The organism is Duganella rhizosphaerae (assembly GCF_040364205.1).
In the GTDB taxonomy this organism is placed as follows: domain Bacteria; phylum Pseudomonadota; class Gammaproteobacteria; order Burkholderiales; family Burkholderiaceae_D; genus Rugamonas; species Rugamonas rhizosphaerae.
This window is the reverse complement of record NZ_BPWK01000003.1, coordinates 440,741-452,757: the sequence shown is the minus strand read 5'-3', so window position 1 is coordinate 452,757 and position 12,017 is coordinate 440,741. Positions and strand designations below refer to the sequence as shown.

Sequence of the window (12,017 nt, the reverse complement as noted above, 5' to 3'; positions counted from 1 at the left end):
CTAGATCGTGGATGGCTTGGGGGTTCTGTCCCATATCAACAAATTCGCAACAAGTCAGCGTTTTGCTTCGGCATTCTGCGGCACGATGAACAGGTCATACGGATAGGCGAACACCCAGTCGGCGTAGCGCGGCTTTTTCGCCAGGGCGGCGTCGTCGTCGTCGAAGTTGTCCTGTTTGATGGGCCGTTTGGTGGAACTCGAACGGATGCCGACGATGCGGCCCTGTTGCAGCACCAGCGCCCAATCGGGCTTGCCGGTGATCGGGTCGTTGTACAGCCGGCGCAGATGGCGTTTGGGGTTGGGGAAGCGCGGGTCCTTCAGCAGCTCGTCCAGTGTCAGAGGATACTGGCCGGCGCCATTGGCCTTGTTGTAGGCCTCCAGTGCGTGGCGGAACTCGTGGCCGATGAACAGCAGCTCGCGCTCCTTGTCGCGCCGCATGGCGGTCGCATACAGGTCGGCGGCGATGGTCAGGCCGACGCCCATGAAGGCAACCAGCATCAGCGTCCACAGGTAGGCGAAGCCGCCTTGCCGTCTAGAGCTGTTCGAACGGGATGCCATCGCGGGTCTTTCCTTTGGCGCCGCTGCGGATGTCGGCCACGCCGGGCTTGTCGGCGTCGGCCGATGGCAGCAGCTGCCAGGTGGTGGCGGACTCCGTCACCGGATCCAGCGGCACCTTGCGGAAGTAGCGCTGCGCGACGAGATCCGCCAGCGCCGCAGGGTACTCGCCGCGGTCGGCGTAGTATTTGTCGATGCCGCTGCGGAGCACCTGCAGGTTCTCCCGCAGCGCCACTTCCTTCGATTTGTCGACCGAGCTGAAATAACGCGGCAGCGCGATGGTGAGCAGCAGCGAGATGATCGCCAGCACCACCAGCAGTTCCACCAGTGTGAATCCTTTGTTGCGCTTCATGGCGTCACCATTGTTTGAGGGGGATGCCGTTCAGTCCCATGACGGCGGAACGGGAGCTGACGTCGAATACGTCCTCGCCCTCGGATGGATTGTCCGGCGGCGAGGCGTAGGAGCGCACGGCCCAGCCGCCACCGGCGGCGCTGCTGGCGAAGCCGTTGCTGTTGCCGTCGGACGGCGCGAACGGGTCGCGCGGTATGCGGCGCAGGAAGTACATGTTCTGCTTGCGCGGGCTGCGCTGGTCCGGCACGCCGGTAACCAGGTCCTCCAGTTTTTTCGGATAACCGGATTCGCCCATCGTCAGCTTGATGCGGCCGTTGTCGGCGGCGCGCTTGTAGGCGTCGATGGCTACACGGATCTCGATCAGCGCAGCGCGCAGCTGGTGCTCTTTTTCGCGCTGCAGCGCCACCTGCGCCATCGGCGCCGCCACCATCGCCAGCGTAGCGAGGATGGACAGCGTAATCATCAACTCGATGAAGGTGAAACCGCGTTGGGCCTCGCGCGGCATGGCTACTGGCCCTTCTTCGGCGGCGTGTAGGGCACGGGATTGACCGGTTCCGGCTTGGCGGGCGGCGCTGGCGGCGCGTCGCCGCCGGTCATGCCCGAGCTGCCGCTCATCGAGGAACCAGCAGGCGCCAAGGTCGGTGCCAAAGCAGGCGCGGCGTCGCGCGGCGTGGGCGCCATGTCGGCCGCCGTATCGGGCACGGATGCCAGCGTGGTGCCGATCTGGCTGCGGCCGCCGATATCGGATTCGGTGCCGGAGTTGAACTCCGCCGCCGACAATTCCGGCCGGCGGATGGAGCGCAGCACGCGCGGCGTAATCGACAGCACGATCTCGCTGCGGGTGGAGTCGTCCTTCTGGCTGCCGAACAAACGGCTCAGCACCGGCAGCTCGCCCACGCCGGGCACCTTGTTGGCGGTGGTGCGGTCTTCGTCGCTGATCAGGCCCGCCAGCACCTGCGTCTCGCCGTCCTTCAGGCGCAGCACGGTGGCCGCGCTGCGGGTGCCGATCTGGTAGGCCTGGGTGCCGGATTTGCTGACGATCTCCTTGACCACGCTGCTGACCTCCAGGTTGATCTTGATCGCCACTTCGTCGTCGAGGTAGACGTTGGGTTCCACGTCCAGCTTCAGGCCCACGTCGACGTAGTTCACGCTGTCGGAGCTGACACCGTTGTTGGTGGTGACGGTAATCACCGGCACGCGGTCGCCGATCAGCACCTTGGCCTTGTCCTTGTTGCGCACGCGGATGCGCGGGTTGGCCAGGATGTTGCTGTCGGTGTCGTTCTTGTTGGCGTTGATGGTGACGGCGCCGAAACCCACGCCGATGGTGTTGCCGGTGATCTTGCGCAGGTCGCCCACGTTCAGCTGGCCGTACTGGCCGCTGCCCAGCAGGGTCAGGCCGACGGTGTCGGGCCAGCGCACGCCCAGCTCCTGGATGCGCGAGCGCTTCACTTCCAGCACTTCCACTTCCAGCATCACTTCTGGATCGGCCACGTCCTGCACGGCGATGATGCGTTCGGCCATGCGTATCATCTCCGGCGTGTCGCGCATGATGATGGTGCCGATGCGTTCATCGGTGACGATGTCGCGCGCCTTGAGCAGCGTCTTGAGCGAGAACGCCACCGTCTTCACGTCGGAGTTCGCCAGGAAGAAGCTGCGCACCAGCAGCTGCTGGTAGTCCTTCTGCTTCTGCGGATTGTTGGGGTAGATGGTGATCGAACGGTCGCCGGTGATGCTCTGTTCCAGCTGGTTGGCGCTCAACAGCATGCCGATGGCTTCCTCGATGCTGGTGTCGCGCACCGAGATGGTGGCGCGCAGGTTGGGATCCACGTCGCGGTCGAACACGAAGTTCAGGCCCGATACCTTGCTGATGAAATCGAAGACGGCGCGCAGCGGGGCGTCGCGGAACTCCAGCGTGACCGGCTTGCGGTAGGCCATGGCCAGCCGTCCGCCGGCGGGGCGCAGGCGGGTCTGGGCGTCGCTGACGAGGGTCTTGAGGCGCAGCAGGTCGCGCTGGTTGGGGCGTTCCACCAGCAGGGGGCGCAGCAGCTCCTGCGCCTGCGCCAGATTGGCGTCGCCGCCGCGCTGGACCAGCGCTTCCACGTCGCCCGTCACTTTTTGTTGGCGCTGATCCTGCTCCAGCGCCGCCTTGCCCTGGCGCGCGACCTGGTTGGCCGGGTCCAGCGCCAGTGCGCGGTCGTACATCGCGCCGGCTTCGGCGGGCTGGCCTTTCGCGCGCAGCATGTCGCCCTGGCCGTTCATGGCGTTGACCAGTTTGAGCCGGCGGTTCAGCAGCACGATGCGGTATTCGGCGTTGTGCGGATCGTCGCGCGAGGCCTGTTCCAGCTTGGCCAGGCCCTGGTCGATCTGGCCTGCGTCCAGCAGGGCGTTGCCTTCCTTGAAGGTCTGGCTGCCGGCGCAGGCGCTCAGCAGCAGCGTGACGGCCAGCATGTGCAGGCGGTGGGCGGTCGGTTTCAATTGGTGTCCCCTACGACTAAGGTTTGTTTCTGGTTGAGCGGCAGGTAGATGAAGTTCATCGTATTGCCGCTGACGCTGTCGAGCAGATAGCTGTCGTTGACTTTTTCGCCGGGACGGGCAACGACGTTCTGGCCGTCGATCTGCAGGAAGTAGGCGGTCTTGCCTTCATCCGTAAAGCGGCCCATGAACTGGAAGGGCAGGGCCGGCGGGCCGGATGGCGTGTTGGCCTGCTGCGCCGCTTGCGCCTGCGCCTGGTCCATCATGATTTTCTTCGGTGTCTCCGGCGCCCAGCTTTGCTTGGCGAAGACATTGCCCATCTCGTCGTCGGCGACGCGTGGGTGGATTTGCAGGTCGATGCCTTCTGCCTGCGGCGTGGCGGCAGCCATGGGCGCCTGCGCGGCGGCCACCGGCGCGGCTTCGCGCGTGGTGGCGGCAGCTGGCCCGACCACGCCGCCGTCCTGGTCGGGAGCGAACCATGCCGCCAGCAGTGTGGCGACGGCGGCGGCGCCGATCACGATCTTTCTCATCGCCGCACCTCCTGCCGCACCAGCAGCACAAACTGGATGCGTGCCTCGATGTCGCCGGACTCGATCTGCTCGCGCTTGAAGGCGACCGAGTCGAGCGTCAGCGTCGGCAGCGCCTGCAGCGCACCGATGATGAAGGCCTGCACGCTCCCATAATCGGCTTTGACCGGCAGCGTGATACGGTAGCGCAGGAAGCCGGCCTTGGCGTCCGCTTCAGGTTTGTACTCCGCCTTGTTCAGCGCTATACCGCTTTGCTGCGCCACCTTTACCAGTTCCTTGAGCTGGTCGGGGATGGCGTCGTGCGCGGGCAGGTAGGCATGGAAGGCGGCGACGCCGCCGGCGGCCGTGGGCGCAGGTGTATGCGGCACGGCGGCGGCGCGGGCGGCGGTGTTGAGCTGCCGCGTCAACGCCGCCTGGTGCCCGTCGAGTTGCGTTGCGTGCCATTGCGCCAGCACGGCCAGCAGCGCACAGGCGATGCCAGCCACCGCGCCGGGACCGGCCTGGCGCAGCAGGCGGCGAGCTTGCCACGCCAGCCTGGGTGCGACGTTGGGCGCGAGCTTCAGCTTGGGCAGCGCGCCGGATTTCATTGCCGCCATTGGGCCTCCAGCTGAAAGTGATAGGGCCGTTCGCCGGCGCCGGCCGCCATCTCGTGCTTGACCAGGTACACGGAGCGGAACATCGGCTGCTGGTTGAGGAAGGCCAGGTAGTTGATCATGTCTTGCGCGGTCTCCGCTTCGGCGACGATCTTCAGCGCGCCGGAAGGGACCGCGGTGTCGGCGCCGTCCTGGGGCGGCTGGCCGTTGAGGTCCAGAGCCAGCAGCGCCACCCGCACGTCGGCCGGTGCGACGATGGCCTTGATCAGCCGCGTCACCGGCAGGTTGAGCTGGCGGACCGCTTCGGCCACCGCCTTCACCTGCAGATCCAGTTCGTGCTGCTGCGCCGGCGCCAGCGCGGGCCGCGTCAAACGCGTCGGTTGCGTGGCGGCCGTTTGCGCGTCCAGCCGTGCCTCCAGTCGTTTGACGGTTTGCAGTTGCGAGATCCAGTTGCCGGCGGCGGGCAGCAGCATCAGCAGGCCGACGGCCAGCAGGGCAAGGCGCCAGCCGGTGGGTTGTGTGGAGCGGGGCAGGAAGTTCAGGTGCGTCATGCCGCCACCTCCGGCGATGCCGCGGGCGGCTGCTGGGCCGTGGCCGCGGCGATGGCGGCGTGTTCGCCGAACGGATTGGCGCTCAGGCGGAAGCGCGAGGGCAATGCGCTGGGCACGAGATGCAGCGCGGCGGCGGCAGGCGTGGCCGCAACCGCCGATGGCAATGCGCTCAGGTCCGTGACGGTGACCTGCTCGATGCCGGCCAGCTCCGGCGCGCGCAGGGTCCAGCGCTGCCAGGCTTGCGGCAGTTCGATCCGCCACGCTTCGCTGGCCGGCTGCGACTGGATGGCGACGATGCGCTGGTCGCGCAGCGCCGCCATGGTGATGCGGCCAGGTTCGATCAACGCCAGCACGCCAGTAGCGGCAGTCGTGCCTTTGCGCAGCCGCTTCGCTTGCGATACCTGCTGCGCGCGCAGGGCGGTGCCCAGCAGCGGCTCGATCACGCGGCAGGCGTGGCCGCATTCGGCGGCGACGTCCTTCAGGGCTTGCAGCAGCGTGCTGTCGACGCCGCAGACCAAGCGTGTGTGGCCGTACGGCGCGTCGTCGCCGACCACGCTCCAGCCGCGCGCGTTGTCGCCGTACAGGGCCGCCAGCTGCGTTTGCAGGAAGCGGCTGGCCGACGGCTCCGACAGCAGGGCTTCGCTCCATGGCGCCAGCACCAGCTGGCTCCAGCGGCCCGACAGGCTGATCTCCAGCGGCAGCCTGGCCGCCGCGATGTCCGGTTGCTGCAACAGCGCGCGCAGCGCGTCGATGCTGGCCTGCCAATGTCCGCCGGCGCCATCGACGGCGATTCGCTGTGCGCTGCCTTCCACCAGTCGCGTGCCTTGGCGGAGCACGCACAACAGCTGCTGCGGCGCGAGCAGCACGCGCAGGCGGCGTGGCGACAAGGGCGCCAGCAGGCCAAGGCGTTCAATAAGTGACACGATTGAGCTCCAGTAAAGTCGTTTCTCCCTGCCGCACCAGATCCAGCCCGGCGCTGCGCGCCAGCCGGAAGCCCATGGTCGCGGCTTCTTCCTTCATGCGGCTGACCGGCGCGCGGGTGCAGATCATCTCGCGCATGGCGTCGTTCAGTATCAGCACCTCGGCCACGGCCTTGCGGCCCTTGTAGCCGGTGCCGCGGCAATGGCCGCAGCCGCTGCCGGCCTTGAAGCGCCAGTCGCGCACGGCGTCGGCGGCCAGGCCGCTGTCGATCAGGTCCTGCGGGTCGGGCGCCACCTCCACCGCGCAGTGCTCGCAGTTCAGGCGCAGCAGCCGCTGGGCGACGATGCCGTTCAGCGCCGCCGCAAAGCTGTACGGGTCCACGCCCATGTGCAGGAAGCGTCCCACCACGTCGAACACGTTGTTGGCGTGGACGGTGGTGAACACCAGGTGGCCGGTCAGCGAAGCCTGCACCGCGATCTGCGCGGTTTCGTCGTCGCGGATCTCGCCGATCATGATCTTGTCCGGGTCGTGGCGCAGGATGGAGCGCAGCCCGCGGGCGAAGGTCAGGCCCTTCTTCTCGTTGACGGGAATTTGCAGCACGCGTGGCAGGCGGTATTCGACCGGGTCCTCGATGGTGACGATCTTGTCGCGGCCCGTGTTGATCTCGGTGATGGCGGCGTACAGCGTGGTGGTCTTGCCGGAGCCTGTCGGTCCGGTCACCAGCAGCATGCCGTGCGGCTTGGCGGCCAGGCGGCGGATCTGCACGATGGCGTCGTCGTTCAGGCCCAGGCTTTCCAGCCGCAGCGCGGCGGCGGCTTCGGTCAGCGCGCGCCGGTCCAGCAGGCGCAGCACCGCGTCCTCGCCGAAGATGTTGGGCATGATGGAGACGCGGAAGTCGATCTCGCTGCCCTTGACGCGCACCTTGAAGCGGCCGTCCTGCGGCACGCGGCGCTCGGCGATGTCCAGCTCCGCCAGCACCTTGATGCGCGAGATGATCTGCTCGGCCATCTGCAAACCCTGCACGGTGCCGGCCTGCACCAGCACCCCGTCCACTCGATACTTGATGACCAGGCTGGCGGCGTCGCATTCCAGGTGGATGTCGCTGGCCTGGAACTTCAGCGCGTCGTAGATGGTGGAGTTGACCAGCTTGACCACCGGGCTGCTGTCTTCGCTGATGCGTATCAGCGAGATGTCCTCGATGGTCTGGTCCAGGTCCGCCAGCTCGCCGTGGCTGCCGTCCTCCATCATGTCCTGCATGGCCTGCTGCACGCTCTCCTGCTGCACCAGGTAGGCGCCCAGGTCGTCGGGATGGGCCAGCGCCACGCTGTAGGCGCAACCGATGGCGTAGTCGGCCCACTGCAGGGTATCTTCGGCAAACGGATTGCCGATGACCAGCACCGGCGCTGCGTTGGTGTTCCCTTCGTCGCGCAGCAGCACGCAGTCGCGCTGCGCGCAGTCGGTGTAGGACAGCAGGTCGAAGGCCGGCAGCGCCGCTTGCAGTTTGCTCATCGGCCAGGCCGGATAGCAGAACAGGTTGGCCAGCTGGCGGGTCAGCTCCTCCGGCGTCAGGCCGGAGGTCTCCTGCAGCAGCGCCATGGTCGGGCGGCCCTGCGCCATCGCGGCGGCGCGCGCGCCGTGCAGCATCTCGGGGCTGAGGACAGCCGGTTCGCGTGCGTTCATGACAGACTCCCAGCCAATTCGAAGATCGGCATGTACATCAATACGACAACGCCGCCGATCACCACGCCGATCAGCGTCATCAAGACAGGTTCCAGCAGGCGCGAGGCCCAGTCCACCCAGCGCGCGAATTCCTCGTCGTGGAACTTGGCCGAGCGTTCCAGCATGTCGCCCAGGCGGCCGGTGTTCTCGCCGACCTTGAGCAGCGACTGCGCCACCGGCGTGGCCAGCGCGTTCTGTTCCAGCGCGGTGGAAAACGGCAGCCCCTGTTCCACCGCGCGGCGCGTCTGCACCAGCTGCACCTGCTGCTCCGGCAGCAGCATGGCGTTGGTCATCGCCAGCGCCTTCGACAGCGGTATGCCGGCGTGCAGCAGCAGCGACAGCGCGCGGTAGAAGCGCGCCAAGCGGAATTCGGCGGCCTTGGCCGACAGCACCGGCAGCCGCAGCACGGCCAGCACCAGCTTCCGGCGCATGGCGGCGTTACCGAGGCCGAACACCACGCCCAGCACCACGCCGCCCAGCGCCCCTGCGCTCAGCCACGGATGCGCGGCCAGCGTCTGGCCGAAGGACAGCAGCATCTGCGAGGCCCACGGGATTTCGCGGCCCGAGCTTTCGTACACCACGCTGAACTTGGGCACCACGTAGCCCATCAAGAACAGCGTGACCAGCGTGCCCACCACCAGCAGCATGGTGGGATAGATCGCGGCCGAGACCAGCTTCTTGCGGATGGCGTCGAACTGCAACTGGTAGCCGACGAAGCGCGCCAGCGCCTCCGGCAGATTGCCCGAGCGCTCGGCCGCGTGCACGGTGGCGACATACAGGTCGGGGAAGACGGCAGGGAAGTCGGCCAGGGTGTCGGAGAAGCTTTTCCCCTGTTGCAGCGAGCGCTGGATCGCGGCCAAGGTGGCGCGCGCGCCGCCGCGGGTTTCCTTGTTGAGCAAGGTGGCGGTGGCTTCGCTCAGGTTCAGCCCCGCTTCCAGCAGGGCCAGTAGCTCCTGACTGAATTGCAGCAGCGGGAAGGGCTGCTTGCTGAGGCGCGCGGGCGCGCGCGCCCCCGCACCAGTGGATTCGGTACTGCCGATGGCCAGCACGCGCCAGCCGTTGCGCGCCGCCTGGCGGATCGCTTCCGCCTCGCTGGCGGCGTCGATCGCTATGTTTTGCGGGCCGTTCGGCCCACCCTGCACTTGTAAATGGTACTGCATTGCATGCGTACTGCCTTCAACACTCAGCCGGAAAAAAACGGGACGGCGATGGGCTGCCGCCCCGACAAATACAGCCCCGTCGGGTCAGGCGGGGCTGGGTTTCACACTTACTGGGTGATCAGGCTGACCTTGTCCACCACGAACGACGTTTGCAGCGACGAGTCTTCCGTCATGGCGAACGACAGCGTGACGGTCTGGCCTTTGTACGCGCTCATGTTGAAGGTGCGGACCTGGTAGCCGCTGGCCGCATTCACGTTCGAATACGTGGCCAGGGTGCCCAGCACCGAACCGGCGCTGTTCTTCACGGTCACCACCAGCTTGTCGTAGGCGGTGCTGCCCGTTTCAGCGGTGTCGATGTGCAGCGCGAAGGTCAGCGTGGCCGAGGTCACGGTCGAAGGAATCGTCACCGCCTGGGTGATGGTTTCCGACGCGGTGGTGCCGTTACCACCCAGCCAGGCGAACATGGTGCCTTCGTAGGCGCTCTGGCCGCTGTAGTTGCCGATCACGCCGGTGGTGCCGCTCCAGCCGGTGGCGCCGGACTCGAAGCCGCCGTTGGTGACGCGCTCGGTGGTGCCGCCGGTGGTGCCGACGGTCAGCGTAGCGTTGCCCGAAGTGGCGGTCTTGACCGGCGACGACGAGTCGCTGACCACGGCGTTGAACACCGCGCCGTTGTCGGCCGTCTGCGCCGTCAGAGAGTAGGTGGCCGAGGTGGCGCCGGTGATGACGGCGCCGTTGCGGTACCACTTGTAGGTGTACGGCGAGGTGCCGCCGGTGGCGCCCACGCTGAACGACGCGGTGGAGCCGGCTGCGACGCTGACGTTGGACGGCTGGGTCGTGATCGACACGCCGCCGGTGGCGCCGGTTTCGTCGATGTCGGCGCCGACGTTGATCGCCGCGTAGGCGCGCTGCACGGCGATGGCTTCTTTCGAGCCCGCACCATACAGTTCCGTCGCAGCGGCCAGCACCTTGGTGCGGGCGTCGGCGTAGTTGGTCGATGAGGTGAACTTGGTGGTGTTCGCCTTGAACCAGATGCGGAACGCCTTGTCGTTGCCGATGCCGGTCATCGCGGCCGGGCTCTTGACCAGGTATTTCGAGTAGTAGTCGCTGGTCGAGCTGGAGTTCGAACCCTGCGACAGGAAGTAGAACATGCGGTTGTTAGGGCCGCTGGAGTAGTGGACGTCGAGGTTGCCGATCGTGCTGCTCCAGGCGTCCGGGCTGCCGCCGTCCTTGCTCGGCTTGTACATCCAGCGCAGCGGCTGGCCGGACTTGCTGATCTCCTTGCCCATCATCCAGTCGTTGCCCGATGCCGGGATCACGCTGCCGGTGCCGCCTGCGCGGGCGTAGGCTTCCACCATCTCGCCGCCGATGTCCGAGTTCGATTCGTTCAAGCCGCCCGATTCGCCGGAGTAGGTCAGGTTGGAGGTGGCGTCGGTGACGCCGTGCGACATCTCGTGGCCGATCACGTCGATCGAACCGAGGCTGTAGAAGCTGGAGCCGTCGCCGATGTACATGCACTTGCAGCCAGGTTCGAAGAAGGCGTTGTCGTACTGGGTGTCGACGTGGGCGGCGATGTAGGTGGCGGTGTTGTTACCGTCCAGCGACTGCCAGCCCAGCACGTTTTTCAGCGCGTCGTAGGTGTTCATCAGGCCCCACAGCGCGTTGACCGCGGCGGTCTGGCCGTTGGCGTTGGTGGTGCTGCCGCCGTTGATGTACTGCTGGCCGTCGCCCCAGGTGTTGCTGGTGTTGGTGTAGATGCTGCCGGCGTTCGGATTGTTGGCCGAGCTGTGGTTGGCGTTGGTGATCGCCATGCCGCCGTAGGCGCCGCCGGTGCCGCGCGTGGAGTCCAGCATTTTGTAGGTGCTGCCCGACAGCGAGGTCTGGATCGGCACGGAGCCGTTGTACTGGCTGTTGCCGGTGCCGACCACGGTCTGCAGCGCTTTCCATTGGGCGATCACGGCGCCGGTCTTGGCGTTGACCACGGTGTCGAAGTAAACCAGCTTGCCCTTGTCGGCCATGCGGGTCTTGACGAGGTAGGCCAGCTCATAGTGGTCGACCACTTGTTCCAGGTCCATGGCGTTGAGCGCGGCTTCGGACTTGTTCAGGGCCGAGGCCACGCGCACCGATTTCATCACCGGGTAGATCAGCAGCTCGGCGCTTGGTTCCCAGCGGTGGGTGCCGCTCGGCGCGACGGCCTTGACCACCTGCGCGATGGCGTCGCCGGCGCTCAGCGTCGGATTCCAGTCGGCCGGGGCGACGGTGGCCGAGCGGCCGCCGTTCGATGCGGCCGGGGCGCCCAGCGCGGAGCGGCGGTCGGAGACCGACTCGCTGACGATGTCGCCGGCGCTGTTGGTCACCACCACCGATTCGGAGCCGAACACGCGCAGGCCTTTGTAGGTGTGGTTGGCGCGCGTGATCTTCTCGCCGACGACGCCCGGGTGCTGGCTGGCGATGCGGAAGCTATGGTCGGCGGACAGGCCGCGTTGGCTGTCCAGCGCGGACAGCTTGGCCACCAGTCCTGCGCTCTCTTGTGGAGAGGCCTGGGCCACTGGTGCGGACATCAGCTGTGCCGCCGCTTGCGCTGCGTTGGAAGCCATCATCGGCAATGCGGCGACGATGGAAGCAGCAAGTAGGGTCTTACGTAAATTCATCTCTTCTCCATGGGGTCTATGTGTTTTCGCTAGGTGCGGCCTTGGCCGGGATAGTGGCCAACTCGGCGTTCCCGACGCTGCGTCGGCGGTTGGCCTGGCAGCGTTTTTTTGCGGCTAAAACGACGAGTAGGGGCGACACTATTCCTGTCGAGATCACGAAGTCAAAAAACTTGGAAAAATAGTCAAGGAAGTAAGAAATGTCCGAAATGAGACACTCGAAGGGCGGCGAAACAGGGGGCTCGCGGCGGCCTCCATACCAGATGTAAGCCGCATGAATGCGCACGATAGGGCCAGTTTGTCTTATATCAACAACGAACTAGGTGCGGCCCTCTATTTTCGGTGGCTACGCAACACAATGCACAAATTTTCAGCAAATCATGGTTGCAGAGTTCTAATATTGCGAATTAAACTAGTTGATGCCAGCTCGGATTATGGTTCGTGACTGGCATATAAAAAGCGCAGGGCACGACCCTTGGTAACAAGCGCAACGGGAACCACAGGAAGAAGATAATGACCGCA

Annotated in this window: 11 protein-coding genes; all 11 read right to left on the bottom strand. The window is 66.2% G+C overall.

Translation table 11 applies throughout. From position 1 onward, the window contains the following. Positions 1 to 54: 54 nt before the first annotated feature. Positions 55 to 558: a type II secretion system protein gene (locus tag RUGAMON1_RS09310; protein WP_445230236.1), complete on the bottom strand. Its 504-nt coding sequence runs from the start codon at positions 556 to 558 to the stop codon at positions 55 to 57. Next, complete coding sequence (locus RUGAMON1_RS09305; RefSeq protein ID WP_445230235.1) at positions 533 to 907, bottom strand: type II secretion system protein; 375 nt, start codon at positions 905 to 907, stop codon at positions 533 to 535. The genes RUGAMON1_RS09310 and RUGAMON1_RS09305 overlap by 26 nt, the downstream gene beginning before the upstream one ends. 4 nt (positions 908 to 911) lie before the next feature. Continuing rightward, the gene (locus RUGAMON1_RS09300; RefSeq protein WP_445230234.1) at positions 912 to 1,412 is read right to left on the bottom strand and encodes a type II secretion system protein; all 501 of its coding nucleotides are present in this window, start codon (positions 1,410 to 1,412) and stop codon (positions 912 to 914) included. A gap of 2 nt (positions 1,413 to 1,414) precedes the next feature. Next, positions 1,415 to 3,382 carry a secretin GspD/PilQ domain-containing protein gene (locus tag RUGAMON1_RS09295; protein ID WP_445230233.1) on the bottom strand — a complete coding sequence of 656 codons (1,968 nt, stop codon included), beginning with the start codon at positions 3,380 to 3,382 and terminating at the stop codon, positions 1,415 to 1,417. Then, the gene (locus RUGAMON1_RS09290) at positions 3,379 to 3,909 is read right to left on the bottom strand and encodes a hypothetical protein (protein WP_445230232.1); all 531 of its coding nucleotides are present in this window, start codon (positions 3,907 to 3,909) and stop codon (positions 3,379 to 3,381) included. The genes RUGAMON1_RS09295 and RUGAMON1_RS09290 overlap by 4 nt, the downstream gene beginning before the upstream one ends. Beyond that, positions 3,906 to 4,502 (bottom strand): hypothetical protein, encoded by a 597-nt coding sequence (locus RUGAMON1_RS09285; RefSeq protein ID WP_445230231.1) that lies wholly within the window; start codon positions 4,500 to 4,502, stop codon positions 3,906 to 3,908. The genes RUGAMON1_RS09290 and RUGAMON1_RS09285 overlap by 4 nt, the downstream gene beginning before the upstream one ends. Next, positions 4,490 to 5,050 (bottom strand): hypothetical protein, encoded by a 561-nt coding sequence (locus RUGAMON1_RS09280; protein ID WP_445230230.1) that lies wholly within the window; start codon positions 5,048 to 5,050, stop codon positions 4,490 to 4,492. The genes RUGAMON1_RS09285 and RUGAMON1_RS09280 overlap by 13 nt, the downstream gene beginning before the upstream one ends. Further along, on the bottom strand, positions 5,047 to 5,973 hold the full coding sequence (locus tag RUGAMON1_RS09275) for a hypothetical protein (protein WP_445230229.1): 927 nt from the start codon (positions 5,971 to 5,973) through the stop codon (positions 5,047 to 5,049). Before RUGAMON1_RS09275 ends, RUGAMON1_RS09280 begins: the two co-directional genes overlap by 4 nt. Next, positions 5,960 to 7,651 carry a GspE/PulE family protein gene (locus tag RUGAMON1_RS09270; RefSeq protein ID WP_445230228.1) on the bottom strand — a complete coding sequence of 564 codons (1,692 nt, stop codon included), beginning with the start codon at positions 7,649 to 7,651 and terminating at the stop codon, positions 5,960 to 5,962. The genes RUGAMON1_RS09275 and RUGAMON1_RS09270 overlap by 14 nt, the downstream gene beginning before the upstream one ends. Beyond that, positions 7,648 to 8,850: a type II secretion system F family protein gene (locus RUGAMON1_RS09265; RefSeq protein ID WP_445230227.1), complete on the bottom strand. Its 1,203-nt coding sequence runs from the start codon at positions 8,848 to 8,850 to the stop codon at positions 7,648 to 7,650. The genes RUGAMON1_RS09270 and RUGAMON1_RS09265 overlap by 4 nt, the downstream gene beginning before the upstream one ends. Before the next feature lie 107 nt (positions 8,851 to 8,957). Further along, complete coding sequence (locus RUGAMON1_RS09260; RefSeq protein ID WP_445230226.1) at positions 8,958 to 11,498, bottom strand: M4 family metallopeptidase; 2,541 nt, start codon at positions 11,496 to 11,498, stop codon at positions 8,958 to 8,960. Between the last annotated feature and the right edge of the window lie 519 nt (positions 11,499 to 12,017).